Source organism: Fundicoccus sp. Sow4_H7 (assembly GCF_052115865.1).
Lineage (GTDB): Bacteria > Bacillota > Bacilli > Lactobacillales > Aerococcaceae > Fundicoccus_A.
This window is the reverse complement of sequence record NZ_JBQKME010000012.1, coordinates 17,507-37,289: the sequence shown is the minus strand read 5'-3', so window position 1 is coordinate 37,289 and position 19,783 is coordinate 17,507. Positions and strand designations below refer to the sequence as shown.

Sequence of the window (19,783 nt, the reverse complement as noted above, 5' to 3'; positions counted from 1 at the left end):
AAGTGAGGATGGTGATTAATAATGCAACAAAAGATACTGAAGATTAATGAAGATTATATTACATTAGGACAGTTACTTAAATTAGAAAGTTATATTCCCAGTGGTGGAATGGCTAAGTGGTATTTGAGTGAGTTTGAAGTCTACTTAAATAACGAATTAGAGCAAAGACGCGGGAAAAAATTGTATTCTGGTGACAAAATTTTCTTACCTAATGAAGATATGACGATAACCATCCAACAAATATCACCAGCTAAATCGAATGAGACTTAATCAACTTGAATTAATTAATTTTAGAAATTACGCCCAATTGGATTTGACCTTTGACCAAAGTTTAACCATCTTTACCGGTGAAAATGCCCAAGGAAAGACCAATATCCTTGAGGCGATTTTTTTGTTGTCTTTAGCTAAAAGTCATCGAACCAATCATGATCAAGAAATGATCCGTTGGTCAACGTCACAAGCAATTATTAAAGGCAATGTTGAAACGCGACATTATCATTTTCCCCTAGAATTACAATTAAATAAAAAAGGGAAAATCGCCAAGTTTAATCATTTGGAGCAGGCTAAATTAAGTCATTTTATCGGTAAATTAAATGTTATTTTATTTGCTCCTGAAGATCTTCAATTAATTAAAGGTTCTCCAGCCTTACGGCGACGTTTTCTTGATGTAGAATTAGGCCAATCTCACCCAGTCTATTTAAATGAACTTCTTGAATATAATCGTATCTTAAAGCAGCGCAATGCTTACTTAAAACAATTGGGACAGCAGTCAAAATTTGATGATATTTATTTTGAGGTTTTAACGGATCAATTAATTGACAAGGCGGTTAATGTGATTAAATATCGGATTGATTTTGTCCAGCAATTAACGGAATTAGCGCAACCGATTCATCATCGGTTATCGAATCAAGCGGATCATTTACAGATTACATATAAAAGTTCGAGTTCACGTTTAGATTATCTTAATCTGGATACTCTAAGTGATCAATTTAAGCAATTACTTAAGCAAAATATTAAGCGTGAAAAAGACCTAGGTAATACATTATATGGGCCTCATCGTGATGATTTAGAATTTATTTTAAATGAAAAATCGGCGCAATTATATGGTTCACAAGGCCAACAACGAACGATTATTTTAAGTTTAAAACTAGCAGAGATTGATTTAATGTATCAGCTCACTTCTGAATATCCTATTTTGCTACTGGATGATGTTTTATCCGAATTGGATGATAATCGCCAACATATATTGATGAGTTACATTGAATCAAAAGTCCAAACCTTTTTAACAACTGCTTCTATTAGTGGCTTGAAAATAGCTGAATTAAAGCAAGCGAAAATATATCAGGTTAAAAAAGGCACGATTAACGAACCATAAAGTCACACATGGAAGGAAGAGGATGCTTTGTGACCAAAAAAGAATATACTAACAATTATAATGCTGATCAAATTCAAGTATTAGAAGGTTTAGAAGCTGTACGTAAACGTCCGGGAATGTACATCGGATCAACCAGTAGTTTAGGTTTACACCACTTAGTTTGGGAAATTGTCGATAATGCGATTGATGAGGCGTTAGCTGGTTATTGTGATCATATCGAATTATTTATTGAAGCTGATGGAAGTATTACAGTTGTTGATAATGGACGTGGGATTCCAGTTGATATTCAAGCTAAAACCGGTCGTCCTGCAGTTGAAACCGTCTTTACGGTTCTACACGCGGGAGGTAAATTTGGTGGCGGAGGCTATAAAGTATCCGGTGGTTTACACGGGGTAGGTGCGTCTGTCGTTAATGCTTTATCGACTGAACTGAGGGTTCAAGTTGCTCGTAATGGTAATATTTATGAACAAGTATTTGAGCGTGGAAAAGTTGTTAAAGATTTAGAAATTATTGGGACAACCGATATAACTGGTTCAAAAGTGAACTTTACACCAGATCCGACGATATTTACTGAAACAACGGATTTTGATTATGGTATTTTGATGCGTCGTATTCAAGAATTATCTTTCTTAAATAAAGGTTTACGTATTTCGATTGAAGATCGTCGTGTGGACCGTGAAAAATCTGAAAGTTTCTATTCTGAAGGTGGCTTAAGTGAGTATGTCATCTTTTTAAATCAAGAAAAAACACATATTTTTGAAGAGCCAATCTATATGGAAGATGAAATTGATGGTATTCAAGTAGAGATTGCTTTCCAGTACACGGATTCCTATCATACCAATATTTTATCTTATGCTAATAATATTGTAACTCATGAAGGTGGAACGCATGAGTCTGGTTTTAAGAGTGCCTTGACCCGTGTTGTGAATGATTATGCTCGTAAAATGAATATTATTAAAGAAAATGAAGATAATTTATCGGGTGAGGATGTCCGTGAAGGTTTAACGACTGTGCTTTCAGTTAAACACCCAGATCCACAATTCGAAGGACAAACCAAAACCAAATTAGGTAACTCTGAAGTTCGAGGCATTACAGACCGTATTTTCTCGATGCATTTAGAGTCTTATTTAATGGAAAATCCTAAAGTGGCACGTCTGATCGTCGATAAAGGTATTTTAGCTTCAAAAGCGCGTTTGGCAGCTAAGCGTGCACGTGAGATTACACGTAAGAAAAGTGGTTTAGAAATTTCGAATTTACCAGGTAAATTAGCCGATTGTTCAAGTAAAGATCCTGAACAATGTGAGTTATTTATTGTCGAGGGGGATTCTGCGGGTGGATCGGCTAAGCAAGGTCGTTCGCGGATGTTCCAAGCAATTTTACCGATTCGTGGTAAAATTTTAAACGTTGAAAAAGCGACTATGGATCGTATTTTAAAAAATGAAGAGATTCGTTCTCTCTTTACAGCTATGGGAACAGGATTTGGTGAAGAGTTTGATGTTTCTAAAGTGCGCTACCACAAATTAATTTTAATGACGGATGCGGATGTCGATGGTGCGCATATTCGAACCTTATTGTTAACCTTGATTTTCCGTTATATGCGTCCTTTACTGGAAGTGGGATATGTCTATATTGCCCAACCACCTTTGTATCAAATTAAGCAAGGGAAAAAGGAATTGTATCTCGATACAGAGGAGCAGTTAAGACAATGGCAACAAGAAAACCCTAATGCCCGTTACTCTATTCAACGCTATAAAGGTTTAGGGGAAATGAATGATGATCAACTTTGGGAAACCACTATGAACCCTGAGAATCGTCGTTTGTTAAAAGTTTCAGTTGAAGATGCTGAAGAAGCTGATCAAGTAATGCAAATGTTAATGGGTGAAGACGTTGAGCCACGCCGTGAATTTATTGAAGAAAATGCGGTTTATGTTCAAAATCTTGATGTTTAATGCCTAGTTTACCTAGAAAGGAAGTAAGTTAGATGAGTGAAACATTCGGAGGAACACCTAGAGATGTTGAAGTAATCAATCTTCCCGATGAAATGCGAACATCATTTTTAGACTATGCGATGAGTGTTATTGTCGCACGGGCTTTACCGGATGTTCGTGACGGTTTAAAGCCAGTTCATCGTCGTATTTTATATGGGATGAATGAATTAGGTGTCACCCCAGATAAGCCGCATAAGAAATCTGCCAGAATCGTTGGGGATGTTATGGGGAAATACCATCCACACGGAGATAGTGCGATTTACGAAGCCATGGTTCGGATGGCACAGCCATTTTCTTACCGTCAAATGTTAGTTGACGGTCACGGAAACTATGGGTCTGTCGATGGTGACGGTGCCGCGGCTATGCGTTATACCGAAGCTAGAATGAGTAAAATTGCTTTGGAAATGTTAAAAGATATCAACAAAGACACGGTTGATTTCCAAGACAACTATTCACAAGAAGAAACTGAACCAGTTGTATTACCAGCACGTTTTCCAAACTTATTAGTTAATGGAGCTTCTGGGATTGCAGTTGGTATGGCAACCAATATTCCACCACACAATTTAGGTGAAGTCATTGATGCTTTAATTCTTTTGATGAAAGATCCTGATGTGACCATTTCAGAAATTATGGAAGTTTTACCAGGACCTGACTTTCCAACAGGTGGTATTGTCTTAGGTAAATCTGGTATTCGTAAAGCCTATCAAACGGGTAAAGGTAAAATTATTGTTCGCAGTAAAGTTGAAATTGAACCGATTGGTAAAGATCGTGAACGTATTGTCATTACTGAAATTCCGTACGGTGCCAACAAAGCTAAAATTGTTGAGCGGATTGCAGAATTAGCCCGCGAGAAGAAAATCGAAGGCATTACCTACGTGGCTGATGAATCAGGTCGTGAAGGAATGCGAATTGTTATTGAAGTGCGCCGTGACATGAGTGCGAGCATTGTCATTAATAATTTATTTAAATATACTGCTCTCCAAAGTACATTTGGAATGAATATGTTGGCGATTGACAAAGGCATTCCTAAAATACTTGGTCTAAAAGATATTTTAAGTAAATACCTTGACCACCAAGTTGAAGTAATCCGTCGTCGAACAGCTTTTGAAAAACGTAAAGCTGAAGAACGTGCCCATATTTTAGAAGGTTTACGGATTGCCCTTGATGTCATTGATGAAATTATTGCCATCATTCGAGGCTCTCAAGAAGCCGATACGGCTCGTAATACCTTAATAGAGCGTTTTGATTTAACAAGTATCCAAGCACAAGCTATCTTAGATATGCGTTTAGTTCGTTTAACCGGCTTGGAACGTGAAAAAATTGAACAAGAATACCAAGATTTATTAGCGTTAATAAGTCGCTTGAATGAAATCCTATCCAGCGAAGTGCGTGTTTTTGAAATCATTGAAGATGAATTAACTGATATTAAAAATCGCTATAATGACGAAAGACGTACCCAATTAATGGTGGGTGAATTAACTGATATCGATGATGAAGATTTAATTGAAGAAGAAGAATCATTAATTGTATTAACGAAAAATGGCTATATTAAGCGAATGGTTGAAGATGAATTCCAAGTTCAAAATCGTGGTGGACGTGGCGTGAAGGGAATGGGCGTTTCGCAAGATGACTCGATTCAAATGATGCTATCTTGTTCAACCCATGATATCTTGCTCTACTTTACAAACCTTGGAAAAGTTTATCAAACCAAAGGATATGAAGTACCAGAGTATGGTCGAACAGCCAAAGGTATTCCAATCATTAATTTGTTAAACTTGGATAAAGATGAAGAAGTTCGTGATATTGTTCGCGTTAACCCTGAAAATCAAGAAAATATCAATGATTTTTTAATGTTTGTAACTAAAAAGGGTATCGTTAAGCGTTCGAAAGCATCCGACTACTTTAACATCCGTAAAAATGGTTTGATTGCCATTAAATTAAATGACGACGATAAGCTAATCAATGTCCTAGTAACGGATGATAGTAAAAACATTATTATCGGTACACGTAAAGGATATGCAGCCACCTTTAAAGAAACGGATGTTCGACCAATGGGCCGTACGGCTACAGGTGTTCGTGGTATTCGATTACGCGAAGATGACTTTGTCATTGGAGCGGCTATTCTGAATGAAAATGACGAAGTACTAGTCGTAAGTGAAAAAGGCTTCGGTAAACGAACAAATGCCAGCGAATATGTGGTAAAAAATCGCGGTGGTAAAGGTGTTAGAACCTTAAAAATTACAGATAAAAATGGTGAGTTAGCCGGCATTACGACAACCGATGGTAGTGAAGATCTGATGATTATGACCGACCAAGGTACCGTTATTCGCTTCAATATTGCCAGCATTTCAAAAACAGGTCGCCAAGCTTTAGGTGTTCGCATGATTCGATTAACAGATGATGCACTTGTTAGCTCTATTACTAAGATTGAATATTCAGAAGATGAAGAAATCGCAGAGATTCCAGAACCCGATGAGGACGATTTTTTAGACGACAGCCTTGAGTTCGATGATGATGAGGATATGGATGAGGACGATTTTGACGATGAAGATTTAGATGAAGAATTCGATGAAGACTCTCAAGAAGAGGACGAAGACGAATAAATATCACCCTATAAAATTCCATAAGATCTTTTGATGAATTTCTATTTAAAAAATCCGACCATTTAGATTACTGTTGAACGGACGTAATCTAAATGATCGGATTTTTGTTTTTCTATTTTACTCTCGTATTTGTCCATCGCCTTCAATAACATATTTATAGGATGTTAAAGCTTCTAGACCAAGTGGACCACGCGCATGTAATTTTTGAGTGCTAATGCCAATCTCGCCACCAAAACCAAATACTTCACCATCAGAAAAACGCGTCGATGCATTCACATACACACAAGCCGCATCAATATCATTTAAAAAGTTTTGTGCAATGGAATAGTCTTGCGTAATAATTGCCTCTGAATGCCCTGTTGAGTATTTTTCAATATGAGCAATGGCTTCAGCATAGTTATCCACAACCTTAATGGCAATCTTGTTATCAAGAAATTCAGTCGCATAATCCAAATCAGTCGCTAATTCAGCTTGAGGAACGAATTCTAAAACAGATTCATCCCCCATAATGGCTACACCTGCTTCGATTAGACCTTGCAAGCTTTCTTCTAAAAATTCTTTAGCAATTGCTCGATCAATTACCAAATTTTCCAAAGCATTACATACCGAAGGGCGTTGTAATTTTCCATTGTCTAAAATTCGCCTCGCCATCTTAAAATCAGCTGCCTCATGGACATATAAATGACAATTTCCTACACCCGTTTCAATGATAGGAATGGTCGCTTGATTTAAAACAGCTTGAATTAAACCTGCGCCACCACGTGGGATTAAACAATCCACATATTGGTTTAAGCGCATAAATTGACTGGCCAATTCCCGTGTCGGATCTGTAATCAATTGGACAGCTGTTTGCGGAACGTTTGTAGTAGCTAATCCTTTTTGTAAAGCTGCTAAAATTGCCTGGTTAGAATTTAAGGCCTCTTTTCCACCCCGTAAAATAACAGCATTCCCAGCTTTTAAACATAAAGCCGTCGCATCCACCGTTACATTTGGACGTGATTCGTAAATAATTCCGATAACTCCCAAAGGAACGCGGCGACGACTAATCCGCAATTGATTGTTATTAATCCATTGCCTATCCGTTTTCAAAGTAGGATCTTCTAAACTAGCAATTTGCTTTAGACCACTCACCATTCCTTGGATTCGCTTTTCCGTTAATGCCAGGCGATCTAATAAAGCCTCCGTCAAACCATTTTCCTTACCATTTTCCAAATCGATTTGATTAGCAACCATAATGTCATCTTGAAAAGCCAACACAGCATCCGCCATGGCCAATAAAGCGGTATTTTTTTCGGAGGCTTTCAATAAACTTAATACAGCTGCAGCTTTTTTCGCTTCCATCCCTAAGGTTTCTAAATAAGTCACTTTACCCCTCCTAATTAAATATCTCTTTTTTAAACAATGTGCCAATATTCTCCCCATCTAATATATCAAATAATATAGATGGTTGATCTCCCTGCGTAATAATCATCGCTTTATTGGCTTCCAGTATATTTTCCGCAGCTTTAATTTTAGTTAACATACCGCCTTTAGAAAATTCAGACCCTTTGCCACTTGCCATATAAATGATTTCATCGGTAATTTCACTAACATGATCAATTTTAACAGCATCAGGATTTCGCATTGGATTATCCGTAAACAATCCATCGACATCACTCATAATTACCAATAAATCAGCGTTAATAATGGTTGCAACAACAGATGAGAGGGTGTCATTGTCACCGAATTTTGTTAGATGATTTAATTCATCAATCGCAACAGCATCGTTTTCATTAATAATAGGGATGATATTTTTTAGAAGTAAGCTATTAATCGCCGTTCTCACATTTTTTAAAGATTCGGGAAAATCCACCACATCACGGGTCAGTAAAATTTGAGCGACATTTTGATTGTAATATTGAAAAAAGCGACTGTAGTGCCCCATCAAAATGCTTTGACCAAAGGCAGCTAATGCTTGTTGATCGCCGATTGAAGTAGGATAAACCTCATAGCCTAAAGAGGTCGCCCCTACTGCAATGGCTCCAGATGTCACAATAATGATTTCTTTACCCGCTTGTTGTAAGCTTGAGCACACATAAGCGAGCCGGTCGATAAATTGATAATCCACCTTCATTTTCGATTGCATGATGGTATTTGTTCCTATTTTAATGACAATTCTTTTTGAATCTTTAATAAATATCCGCTTCATCTAAAATTCTCCTCATGACTTGAATATGCTCATTATACATTAATCACTTAATAATTCTACTGCCTATTGAACTACATTTTCTAATTATATTTTAATGTATAATGTATATTTTCAAAAAATATCAGTATTTTCTATCTCAATAAGGATTTATCTGTATTTAATACATTAATTTTTGAAATTATTTTTGAAAAAATTAACTGATGATAAAAGTTGACATCAAAATCTATAAAACTCTTTGTCTTAAGGAAAAGTTAACAATTCAGATTGAATTTTGAAGATAAATTAGTGGCATCAAATAAAGGATTTAATAATAAAAGCCCTTTGTGTTTTGAATTTATAAAAATATTTATGTAATAAAATCTAACATAAGCTGTTAAGCAAAAATAGAATATCATCATAATAAATTAAAACAAACATTATAATAAGATGAAAATTACACTATTCAAGATTAAAAGTTTATGGTAATCTTAATTGGAATCTAATATAAGGAGGTGCTGTTAATTGATTCACATGAAGAATGTCAACAAATATTTTGATAACAATCATGTCTTGAAAGATATCAATCTTGATATTGAAGAAGGTGAAAAAGTGGTTATCATTGGTCCGTCAGGATCAGGTAAAAGTACATTGATTCGCTGTATGAATCGATTAGAAGAAGTGAGTGATGGCGTTGCAACAGTTTATGGAGTTGATTTAACTCAGCAGAAGGCACCCATTCAAAAGGTTCGACAGAAAGTTGCCATGGTGTTTCAGAATTTCAACCTATACGGACATAAAACCGTTCTAGATAATATTACGCTTGCCCCCATAAAAGTGCAAGGTGTCAACAAAAAACAAGCAGAAGAAAATGGTATGGAATATTTAGAACGTGTTGGACTAGCGGATAAAGCTAAGGCATACCCTGCCCAGCTATCAGGTGGACAACAACAGCGTGTCGCAATTGCCCGTGCATTGAATATGCATCCAGAAGTTATTTTGTTTGATGAACCGACTTCAGCTTTAGACCCTGAGATGATACAAGAAGTATTAGACGTGATGATTAAGTTATCGGATTCCAATATTACAATGGTTGTCGTAACACATGAAATGGGATTTGCGCGTTCCGTAGCCGATAGAATTATTTTTATGGATCGTGGTTCGATTATTGAAGAAGGCGAACCAGAATCATTCTTTACACAAACGACAAATCCAAGAGCTAAAGAATTTTTAAGTAAAATTATTTCACACTAATAAGGAGTAGATTATTTATGAAAAAAACTTTTAAATATTTATTGAGTGGTTTATTAATGTTATCAACTTTAGTGACAGCATCAAATGTTAGCATGGTTTCAGCAGAAGAGGAACTACCTGCTCAAGTACAAGTTTTAAAGGATCGAGGAGTCTTGCGGATTGGGATTAAAGAAGATGTTCCGCACTTTGGTTTCTTAAATCCAGATACCAATGTACATGAAGGTTTTGAAATTGATTTAGCCCGTTTAATAGCTGAAGAAATTACGGGAAGTGCAGACAATATTGAGTTTACTGGTGTAACAGCTAAGACACGTGGTTTGTTATTAGATAATGGTGAAATTGATATGGTTATTGCTACTTTTACTATTACTGAGGAAAGAAAATTAACGTATAACTTTACGGATGCTTATTTTACCGATGAAGTTGGCTTTTTAGTTAAAAAAGAAGCAGGCTACACGGACTTAGCTAGTTTAGATGGCACAACCATCGGAGTTGCTCAAACAGCTACTACCAGACAATTAATTGAAGAAGAAGGCGCTAAAGATGGTTTAACATTTAACTTTAGTGAGTTAGCAACTTATCCAGAATTGAAAACAGCTCTGACTTCTAACCGTATTAATGTGTTCTCTGTGGATAAATCGATTTTAGCAGGTTATGTAGATGAAGATACTGAAATTTTAGACATTGGTTTTGCGCCGCAAGAATATGGAATTGCGACGGCTTTAAGTAATGACGAGTTACATAATTACTTAAATGATTTAATTAAACAATGGTATGAAGATGGAACGATTGAAAAACTATTAGTTGATAATGGTTTAGCAGATGCTGGTGATGAAGAAACTGAAGACGAATCAGAGTAAGTGAGTTCTTAATTCATTTTCACGAGGAGGAATTTAAACATGTCTTATGTGTTTGCAGTCTCGTGGCTACAGGAAGGACCATTTGCATTGAGAAGATGGGCAGCCCTTTTCGAAGATCTGCCCCTTTTCATTCAATCTTTTTTCTATACCATTGGACTATCAATCGGCGCATTAATCATTGCATTTATTCTAGGGGTTATTATTGGAATTAGTTCAGCTGCCAATAATCGTTTTATTCGAACGCTGATGCGTATTTATGTTGAATTTTTCCAAAATACCCCTTTACTAATCCAAGTCTTTTTTGTCTACTATGGTTTACCTTTAGTTGGCATTATTTTGGATACTTATACAACAGGCATCTTGTGTGTTGGTTTATATCATGCTGCTTATATCGCAGAAGTGATTCGTTCTGGAATTGGCTCAGTTAATAAAGGCCAGTTTGAAGCTGGGCAATCACAAGGATTTAGCTATTGGGAGACGATGTGGTATATTGTTTTACCTCAAGCCATTAACCCGATGCTTCCCCCAATAACCAACCAAGTTGTTAATTTAATTAAAAACACGTCGACAATTGCGGTTATTTCTGGAGCAGACATTATGTTTACGGCCAATAGCTGGTCATCGTTTAACTTAAATTATGTCCCTGCTTTTGCAACAGCTGCTTTTCTATACTTTATATTATGTTTCCCACTTACTAAATTATCCACTTATTTAGAGAAACGTAATAAAGAAGCTTATACTCGATAAGGGGGCTTTGGCATGACTTTTCTTGAACAAATGAGTGAAGTTTTTACCTATAATAATATGCGATTTATTTTTGAAGGTGTTTTACTCACCCTCTATATTTCGTTTTTCGCAATTGTATTAAGTACCATTTTCGGAACCATTTTAGCTATTATGCGGAATCAAAATAATCAAATCTTAAAATGGTTAGCCGCAACTTATATCGAAATTGTGCGAAATGTTCCGAATATTTTATGGATTTTTGTTATTTTCCTGATTTTTCGTTTAAAATCTGTTGATGCAGGTGTTGTCAGTTTTACCGTCTTTACAACAGCAGCTCTGGCTGAAATCATTCGTGGGGGCTTAAATAGTGTGAACCCAGGACAAATTGAAGCCGCACAATCGCAAGGTTTTTCATCTGGACAAATTTTATGGTATATCGTTTTACCACAAGCATTCCAAAATATGTTACCAGCGATCATTTCACAATTTGTCACCGTTGTAAAAGATACGAGCTTTTTGTATGCCGTCATTGCCTTACAAGAGATGCTAGGTAAAGCAAGTATCCTAATGGGACGTTATACAGCAACCTCGCAAGTATTCGTTTTATACGGTCTTTTAGCGGTTATTTATTTTGTCATTAATTATTCAATCTCTTCTTTTGCCCGTTATCTAGCGAAGCGGAACAAACAAGTGAGATAAAGATTAAACAGGAATCAAAACTGATTTCTGTTTTTTTTATGTTATAATTATAGAAATAGACAGATAAGGAGTGATATTTATTTTTTATCGACTTTTAAGAATAATTTCTATCATTGCGGTTCTAGCTGCTATTATAGGACTATATTCCTATTTCACTGTAGACACTGCCAATTATGGAGAAGCCTATTTTCCATTGTTACTAGCGATTATTACTCATGGACTAGCTTTAGAATTTTCAATAGCTAATTTAAGTAAATATCTCTTCTACGGCTCTTTATCACTTACCGTCATCTATGCTCTTATTTATTTTACACAGTCACTAGCGTTAATAAAACCCTACCCTGCTTCGCCATATACTGATCTGGGTTCATTGATATTTATTAGTGTTTTAACCGTCATTTTTTATTTTTTATATCGGTCGAAAAAGGATTGAAGAAACAAATAGATTATGCTATAATCTTATGATGTGAGTATTGGGAATTCCCCCTACTCTCCTTGCTCTTTATCATTAAGGAGCCAAAAGTCCAAAAGGAGGTGCTGGTCTAATGAATGAATCAACAAAATATGAAATCTTATATATTATTCGTCCTGACATCAACGATGATGCTAAGAAAGAATTAGTGGAACGTTTCGATAGTATTTTGACAAATAATGGTAGCGAGATCGTTGACTCAAAAGACTGGGCGAAAAAACGTTTAGCATATGAAATCAATGACTACCGCGAAGGTGTTTATCACCTAATTAACGTAGTTGCTGAAGATTCAAATGGTATCGATGAGTTTGATCGTCTAGCTCGAATTAACCGTGACATTTTACGTCACATGATCGTTAAGAAAGAAGACTAATTGTTTCACGTGAAACACACTTAGAGGAGGAAGTAAAAATGAACTCAGTGCAGTTAATTGGACGCCTTACAAAAGAAGTCGATTTAAGATTCACTTCAAATGGCGTAGCCGTTGGATCATTTACTTTAGCTGTCAATCGATCTTTTACTAACCAACAAGGTGAGCGTGAGGCAGATTTCATTCAATGTGTTATTTGGAGAAAAGCAGCGGAAAACTTTGCGAATTTCACTCGTAAAGGTTCTCAAGTGGGTGTTGAAGGTAGAATTCAAACACGAAACTATGATAACCAACAAGGACAACGTGTTTATGTAACGGAAGTGGTAGTTGATAATTTCCATCTTCTAGAAGCAAAATCAGTTACGGAACAACGTCCTCAAAATACAAGTGGAAATCAACAAAGTCAAGTTAGTTACAATAATAATAATTACCAACAAAACCAAAGCTATAATAATAGTTCAAATAATTCAAATAACAATAATGATAATCAAAACAATTTTTCATTCAATAACGATTTTAATCAACAATCGTCACCATTTATGGATGATGATCGTCAAATAGATATTTCTGAAGACGATCTACCATTTTAATTAAAATACTAAAGGAGGAATAACCGTGGGACAACGCCGTGGCGGAAGACGCAGAAAAAAAGTTTGTTATTTCTGTGCAAACCATATTGACCATCCTGATTACAAAGATACTGACTTATTAAAACGTTTTGTATCTGAAAAAGGTAAAATTTTACCTCGTCGTGTAACAGGTGCTTGTGCAAAACACCAACGTGCTTTAACTAATGCAATCAAACGTTCTCGTATTATGGCTCTATTACCATTTACAGTACAAGACTAATTGAAACTGTTTTGGAGTTGGATGAAGCCTTGCGATAATCGCATAAATGTAAGCATTCAAAACAAATAAATAAATATGAGCCCGTAAGTTCAAGCTTTATGCTTGTAACCTACGGGCTCATCTGTTTATTTACGAAAATGTTTCACGTGAAACATTGCTGTTTTACTAAGTTAGTAATCTAACTCAAAATATGATAAAATTAGCTAATGATTTAGTTAAAATTTAAGAGGTGTATTGTGATAAACTTTGAAAAAATCAAAGAATTTTTTCGTTCATTTAATGAACTGAATATTAGTTGGCAAATTTATAGTCTACTATTTTTCTATGTTCTAATGATGATAGCAACATTTTTTATAAGCTGGCCAATTGCTTTGTTGCAGCTATTTCTGTTGGCAGTATTTTGTTTTATCTTTTTAAATAACATTAATCATTTAATAAGGATTTTCAATACTCTAAGTCCTAAACTTTCAACAACTATTGAAGAAGTTCAACATGATTCTTTATTTAGATCGCCAATTGCAGCCATTATCTATGATGATAGCTTACGTATACGTTGGGTTAATCCAGCCATGCAAAGGATCTTTGGTAATACAGATATTTTAGGTGAGTCTATTGTTGAAGTAGATAGTCAGTTTTCAAAATTTTTGGATATCCCTTCAGACCGTAAATGGCATGAAGCTAAATTAAAGAAGAAACAATATAAGGTTATGCATCAAAAAGAAAATAATTCATTTTATCTGATTGATGTAACGAAGGAATATAAGATTATTGAAAATCGCAAATATGATCGTTTAGTATTTGGTTATTTATTATTGGAAGAATATGATGAAATAGTTCAATCTATGGATGATCAACAATCAACATCATTTGATGCTGATATCGTGAGTGAATTAACCAATTGGGCTGTGTCCAATGATATTTTCTTAAAACGTTTATCAGATGAAAAGTTTATAATGATATTTAATCAAGCAGTCTTAGAAAAATTAGAAAAGGATGGCTTTAAATATTTTGATCATTTTAAAAAACAACCTTTCCTGACAAATGTGCCGGTTACGATTAGTATTGGTATTGCTAGTTCTCAAAAAAATACTTATCATATAGATGATTTAGCTAAGCAGGCGCAGCTTAATCTAGATTTAGCCTTAGGACGAGGCGGTGATCAAATTGTGGTCAAGGTTGACGATCAACGGGCCCGTTTCTATGGTGGGAAAACTAATCCAAGCGAGAAAAGAACGAATGTACGATCTAAGTTAGTCTATCAAGCCTTAGCTAATTTAATTGAACAAGCAGACCAAGTCTTTATTTCTGGACATAAGATACCTGATTTAGATTCCATTGGCTCTGCCATTGGTATACTAAGTATCGTCCGTCAATTCAAAAGAGTTGGTAAGATTATCATTAATCCAGAACAGTTGAATCAGGATATTCAACAACTGCTCCTTTATGCAACCAATGATTTGAATCTGAATAAATCACTGATTGATATCCAACAAGCGAAAAATCAATTAACTGAAAAGACTTTGATTATTATGGTCGACCATCACCGACCTTCCTTAAGTGAAGCTGAAGCATTGCTTGAAGATAATCGGATTGTTATTATCGATCACCACCGTCGTGGTGAAGATTTTCCAAAACAAACAGAATTGGTTTATATTGAACCTTATGCATCTTCAACCGCTGAACTTGTAACCGAATTTTTCATTAATAACCGTACAAACAAAAATCTAAATAAATTTGAAGCAACGGCTCTAATGGCTGGTATCGTTGTCGATACCAATAACTTTTCTTCGCGAGTAGGATCGAAAACATTCGATGTAGCAAGTTATTTAAAAATGCGTGGAGCGGATTCGAATCAAATCAACCGTATTTTAAAAGAAGATTTTCACTATATCGTTTCACGTAATGCTTTATTTGCCAAAACAGAATATTTAGGGAATGGCTTTGCTGTTTCACGTGGAACAAATGAGGAAATTATCGATAATGTAACAGCTGCACAAACCGCTGATATGATGTTAGATGTGGCTAATGTAGAAGCTTCATTTGTTATCTACCGTCGTAGTGTTAATTCAATTGGTATTAGTGCTCGTAGTTTAGGTAAAGTAAATGTTCAAACGATTATGGAAGAATTAGGTGGCGGTGGCCACTTGTCGAATGCTGCTACCCAAATAGAGGATGCAAGTATTGATGATGTTTATAAATTACTGAAATTAGTATTAATCATAAATGAGGAGGAAGAATGACGATGAAAGTTATTTTACTACAAGATGTTAAGAAGCAAGGGAAAAAAGGCCAAGTGATTGAAGTATCTGATGGTTATGGACGTAATTATTTAATTAAAAATAATTTAGCAAAATTAGCCGACAATAGTGCTATGAGTCAATTAAATGCTGAAAAACAAGCAAAACAACGTCTAGCAGAAGAAGAATTACAAGATGCAAAAGACTTGAAAGAAAAGATTGAAGACAAAAAGACCGTTGTTAAAATCTACGCTAAGAGTGGTGAAGATGGACGTCTATTTGGAACGATTCCATCTAAACAAATTGCTGACGAATTAAAAAAACAATATAAAATAGAAATTGATCGTCGTAAAATAAATCTAAGTCAAAATCTTTCTTCTTTAGGCTTTCATAATGTAGAAGTTAAATTACATCCTGAAGTTACTGCTACCATTCGTGTTAATGTAGAAGCACAATAATAAGATCTACAATTGCAATTAATAACATAGCTTATTTTTAAGCTATGTTGTATTAATTGCTTTTTTAAAAAAGAAGGTGAATTTTTGGAAATAAATCAAAATGAACGGACATTACCGTTTAGTGAAGAAGCTGAAATGTCAGTTTTAGGGTCTCTTATGATTGATAATTCAAAAATGGCAGCCGTTCAAACTGTTATTATTGCTGAAGACTTTTATAAACAACGCCATCAAACGATTTTTAATGCGATGGAGAAGGTCTATGATAAGACGGGTTCAATTGATATTGTTCAATTAATATATCAGCTTGATGCTTATGATGAATTAGAAAATGTTGGTGGAAGTGAATATTTAGTTGTTATTTCTAACTACACACCGACAGCACATAATGTGGAAGAATATGCTCGGATTGTAAAAGAAAAAGCTATTTTGCGTCGCTTAATCAATGCCAGTCAAAAGATTTCAAGTGATGCCTATAATGAAGGCGATGATGTTGAAAACATCATTGACCGTAGTGAGAAATTGATTCTTTCAATTGGTGAAAATAGTCAAAGTAATGAGCCTATACCAATGAGTAAGTTAATATCAGAAGCCTTTGATAACATCATTAAGCTATCGGAAGAAAAACGTGACGTCGTTGGTTTACCTACTGGATTTATCGAATTAGACCGGGTAACCAGTGGCTTACAACCGGATCAATTGATTATTATTGCTGCACGTCCATCCGTTGGTAAAACGGCCTTCGCCTTAAATATCGCTCAAAATGTCGGAACCAAATCAAAGGTTCCAGTCGTTGTCTTCTCATTAGAAATGGGAGCGATTGACCTGGTCTACCGGATGATTTGTTCTGAAGGTATTATTAATGCGTCGCATTTAAAAACAGGTCAATTAACGGATGACGAATGGAATAGCTTTACGGTTGCGACTAATACATTGAAGGATGCACCGATATTTATTGATGATTCAGCTGGGATTAAAGTTTCTGAAATTCGTGCGAAATGCCGTCGTCTAAAACAACAAAATCCTGATTTAGGTCTTATTGTGATTGATTATTTACAATTAATTGAAGGAAATGGTCGTGAAAACAGACAACAGGAAGTTTCAGAGATTTCACGTCAACTTAAAAAGCTAGCCAAGGAACTGTCGGTTCCAGTTATTGCCTTATCTCAACTTTCTCGTGGTTTGGAACAACGTCAAAACAAACGTCCAATTTTGAGTGATATTCGGGAATCGGGATCGATTGAGCAAGATGCGGATATTGTTGCTTTCTTATATCGTGAAGATTATCATCAACATGAAGGTGACGATCCAGACGAAGGTTTCGATGACGAATTACCGGATAATACGGTTGAAGTTATTTTGGCTAAAAACCGGAGTGGAGCACGTGAAACAGTTAATTTGTTATTTAAAAAAGAATACAATAAGTTTTCAAGTTTATCCTATGCAGCAGAACCGACGGGATATTAATAGACATAGAAAAACCTTTCATCATTTTATATGACGAAAGGTTTTTTTATACTTATAGTTAGATTGCCCAGATTGAATCTAGGATCATTGTTTGAGAGCGGTCTGGACCAACTGATAAGGTTGAAATTCCTACACCAACTAGTTCTTGGATACGACGCACATAGTTTTGAGCATTTAGAGGAAGATCTTCAAAACGTTTAGCAGAAGTAATATCTTCATCCCAACCTGGTAGTTCTTCATAAACAGGTGTACAAGATGCTAAAACTTTTAAGCTTGCAGGATAATGTTCAATAAGTTCGCCGTTTGGTAATTGATAAGCGGTACAAATTTTAATGGTATCTAAATTACTTAACACATCAATACTGTTTAATGACAAGTTTGTAATACCTGAAACACGTTTAGAGTGGCGCATGACAACACTGTCAAACCAACCAACACGACGAGGGCGGCCAGTTGTTGTACCATATTCACGACCTACTTCACGAATTTGATGACCAGTTTCATCGAATAATTCAGTTGGGAAAGGTCCATCACCTACTCTAGAAGTGTAAGCTTTACATACACCCACAACTTTATTTATTTTTGAAGGCCCAACACCACTACCAATCGTTACCCCGCCAGCAACTGGGTTTGAAGAAGTTACATAAGGATATGTTCCTTGGTCGATGTCTAACATTACCCCTTGTGCCCCTTCAAAAAGGACACGTTTGCCTTGGTCTAAGGCATCATTTAAAATAACCGACGTATCAGTCACATATTTAGCGATTTCTTGCCCATAAGCATAGTATTCTTCGAAAATACTATCAAAATCTAAGGCTTCACCTTGGTAAACTTTAATAATCAATTCGTTTTTATCGCGAATATTTTGTTCTAAACGTTCGGCAAAGATTTGTTCGTCCAATAAATCGGCAATACGGATACCAATACGGGCAGCTTTGTCCATATAGGCTGGTCCAATCCCTTTTATCGTTGTACCAATTTTATTATCGCCTTTAGCTTCTTCTTGTAGACGGTCTAATTCAATATGATAAGGAAGAATCACATGTGCACGGTCTGAAATTCTTAAATTTTCAGTTGAAATGCCTTCTTCTTTTAAGTAATTTAACTCTTTGACCAATGATTTAGGGTTAATTACCACACCATTACCAATCACACTGATTTTGTCGGAAGCAAAAATACCAGAAGGGATAAGATGCAATTTATAAGTTTTGTTATCAAAAGCAATTGTATGCCCTGCATTGTCACCACCTTGGTAACGAGCAATAACTTCAGCATTTTCACTTAAAAAATCCGTTATCTTTCCTTTACCTTCATCGCCCCACTGTGTCCCAACAACAACGACAGATGTCATATAAAAACTCCTCTACTTTATATAATTTTAAGCATCGATTGGTTCAACATGAATGTCTGCATCAAAAATATTGAACTTATATGCTAAAACCTGTTCAATCTCTTCTGTAACATGGTGAGATTCAGTGACAGATAAATGACCATCAATTTTAATCGTTACGTCTAAGTATACCATTTGTCCGCTTAAACGACCACGTATTTCGGAAACTTCAAGGACTTTTGGATGTTTTAAAATAAATATCCGATATTCATTCAGTAATTCTTGATCAAAACCATCGGATAATATAAAGGTACTTTCTAAGAACACCTCAATAGCTGCTTTGATAATTAATATTCCGACTCCAATAGCAATAATCGTATCGACAATAGGATAACCATTGGTACTGGCAACAGTACTTACGACCGTACTTAAACTAATTAAAATATCATTGCGCATATCCTTGGCCGTTGCAGTTAAACCCATGCTTCTGGTCTTGACAGCGATATTTTTTATATAAAGATAAGTTAAGAATAGGACTAAAGCTGAAAATAAGGTAATCCATATAATAGTGACATCGGAAACCAGAAATTCTTGCGTTCTAAAACGCTGAACACCTGAATTAATGATGTCATAACCTACTATAAACATTAGTAAGGAGATGAGGAAGCTGGCAATGGGTTCGTATTTGTTATGACCGAAGTGGTGGTTTTTATCAGCAGGTCGATTGGCCAGCCAAAGACCGACGAAAATCGTAATGGAAGAAATCGTATCGGTTAAGTTATTCAAACCATCGGCTAACATGGTGGACGAATGGAATAGATTGGCTGAAGAAATTTTAGTCACGGCTAAAAATAAATAAACAATGATTCCAGCTAAGGAACCTTTAGAGGCTTCTTTACTGGAATCATTGCGATTTTGGTACATTGTTGACATT

18 protein-coding genes are annotated in these 19,783 nt (G+C 35.5%); 14 read left to right on the top strand and 4 right to left on the bottom strand.

What is annotated here, in order from left to right; genetic code table 11:
• The first annotated feature begins 21 nt into the window (after positions 1-21).
• The 4 genes from yaaA to gyrA are packed head-to-tail and all read left to right on the top strand — an operon-like array spanning position 22 to position 5,966.
• On the top strand, positions 22-270 hold the full coding sequence (gene yaaA, locus ACTQ54_RS10460; protein WP_441756645.1) for a S4 domain-containing protein YaaA: 249 nt from the start codon (positions 22-24) through the stop codon (positions 268-270).
• Positions 260-1,375, top strand: coding sequence for a DNA replication/repair protein RecF (gene recF / locus ACTQ54_RS10455; RefSeq protein ID WP_441756643.1), 1,116 nt, complete (start codon positions 260-262; stop codon positions 1,373-1,375). Before yaaA ends, recF begins: the two co-directional genes overlap by 11 nt.
• A gap of 29 nt (positions 1,376-1,404) precedes the next feature.
• Complete coding sequence (gyrB, locus tag ACTQ54_RS10450; RefSeq protein ID WP_441756641.1) at positions 1,405-3,324, top strand: DNA topoisomerase (ATP-hydrolyzing) subunit B; 1,920 nt, start codon at positions 1,405-1,407, stop codon at positions 3,322-3,324.
• A 32-nt stretch (positions 3,325-3,356) separates the two neighbouring features.
• Positions 3,357-5,966, top strand: a complete 2,610-nt coding sequence (gene gyrA, locus ACTQ54_RS10445; RefSeq protein WP_441756639.1) for a DNA gyrase subunit A — start codon at positions 3,357-3,359, stop codon at positions 5,964-5,966.
• A 117-nt stretch (positions 5,967-6,083) separates the two neighbouring features.
• Here the strand turns inward: gyrA and ACTQ54_RS10440 are convergent, their stop codons facing one another.
• Both ACTQ54_RS10440 and proB read right to left on the bottom strand, forming a co-directional pair.
• Positions 6,084-7,331, bottom strand: a complete 1,248-nt coding sequence (locus ACTQ54_RS10440) for a glutamate-5-semialdehyde dehydrogenase (protein ID WP_441756637.1) — start codon at positions 7,329-7,331, stop codon at positions 6,084-6,086.
• A gap of 10 nt (positions 7,332-7,341) precedes the next feature.
• Entirely contained in the window at positions 7,342-8,154 is an 813-nt protein-coding gene (gene proB / locus ACTQ54_RS10435; protein ID WP_441756635.1) for a glutamate 5-kinase, read from the bottom strand.
• A gap of 510 nt (positions 8,155-8,664) precedes the next feature.
• Between proB and ACTQ54_RS10430 the strand changes: the two genes are divergently transcribed.
• From ACTQ54_RS10430 to dnaB, 10 genes are all read left to right on the top strand, one after another.
• A complete protein-coding gene (locus tag ACTQ54_RS10430; RefSeq protein ID WP_441756715.1) occupies positions 8,665-9,384 on the top strand; it encodes an amino acid ABC transporter ATP-binding protein in 720 nt (239 codons plus the stop codon).
• Positions 9,385-9,401: 17 nt separating this feature from the next.
• Positions 9,402-10,244 carry a transporter substrate-binding domain-containing protein gene (locus tag ACTQ54_RS10425; RefSeq protein WP_441756633.1) on the top strand — a complete coding sequence of 281 codons (843 nt, stop codon included), beginning with the start codon at positions 9,402-9,404 and terminating at the stop codon, positions 10,242-10,244.
• Between the two features lie 39 nt (positions 10,245-10,283).
• Positions 10,284-10,991: an amino acid ABC transporter permease gene (locus tag ACTQ54_RS10420; RefSeq protein WP_441756632.1), complete on the top strand. Its 708-nt coding sequence runs from the start codon at positions 10,284-10,286 to the stop codon at positions 10,989-10,991.
• A gap of 12 nt (positions 10,992-11,003) precedes the next feature.
• Positions 11,004-11,669, top strand: a complete 666-nt coding sequence (locus tag ACTQ54_RS10415) for an amino acid ABC transporter permease (protein WP_441756630.1) — start codon at positions 11,004-11,006, stop codon at positions 11,667-11,669.
• Between the two features lie 545 nt (positions 11,670-12,214).
• Entirely contained in the window at positions 12,215-12,514 is a 300-nt protein-coding gene (rpsF, locus tag ACTQ54_RS10410; RefSeq protein WP_441756628.1) for a 30S ribosomal protein S6, read from the top strand.
• A gap of 38 nt (positions 12,515-12,552) precedes the next feature.
• Positions 12,553-13,101, top strand: a complete 549-nt coding sequence (ssb, locus tag ACTQ54_RS10405) for a single-stranded DNA-binding protein (protein WP_441756626.1) — start codon at positions 12,553-12,555, stop codon at positions 13,099-13,101.
• Between the two features lie 25 nt (positions 13,102-13,126).
• Positions 13,127-13,360: a 30S ribosomal protein S18 gene (gene rpsR, locus ACTQ54_RS10400; protein ID WP_441756624.1), complete on the top strand. Its 234-nt coding sequence runs from the start codon at positions 13,127-13,129 to the stop codon at positions 13,358-13,360.
• Positions 13,361-13,596: 236 nt separating this feature from the next.
• The gene (locus ACTQ54_RS10395; RefSeq protein ID WP_441756623.1) at positions 13,597-15,600 is read left to right on the top strand and encodes a DHH family phosphoesterase; all 2,004 of its coding nucleotides are present in this window, start codon (positions 13,597-13,599) and stop codon (positions 15,598-15,600) included.
• Between the two features lie 2 nt (positions 15,601-15,602).
• On the top strand, positions 15,603-16,055 hold the full coding sequence (rplI, locus tag ACTQ54_RS10390; protein WP_441756713.1) for a 50S ribosomal protein L9: 453 nt from the start codon (positions 15,603-15,605) through the stop codon (positions 16,053-16,055).
• An 84-nt stretch (positions 16,056-16,139) separates the two neighbouring features.
• Positions 16,140-17,519 (top strand): replicative DNA helicase, encoded by a 1,380-nt coding sequence (dnaB, locus tag ACTQ54_RS10385; RefSeq protein ID WP_441756621.1) that lies wholly within the window; start codon positions 16,140-16,142, stop codon positions 17,517-17,519.
• Between the two features lie 58 nt (positions 17,520-17,577).
• Here dnaB and ACTQ54_RS10380 read toward each other — a convergent pair whose 3' ends face one another.
• Positions 17,578-18,870, bottom strand: coding sequence for an adenylosuccinate synthase (locus ACTQ54_RS10380; protein ID WP_441756619.1), 1,293 nt, complete (start codon positions 18,868-18,870; stop codon positions 17,578-17,580).
• 27 nt (positions 18,871-18,897) lie between these two features.
• On the bottom strand, positions 18,898-19,782 hold the full coding sequence (locus ACTQ54_RS10375; RefSeq protein WP_441756617.1) for a cation diffusion facilitator family transporter: 885 nt from the start codon (positions 19,780-19,782) through the stop codon (positions 18,898-18,900).
• Position 19,783 lies beyond the last annotated feature (1 nt).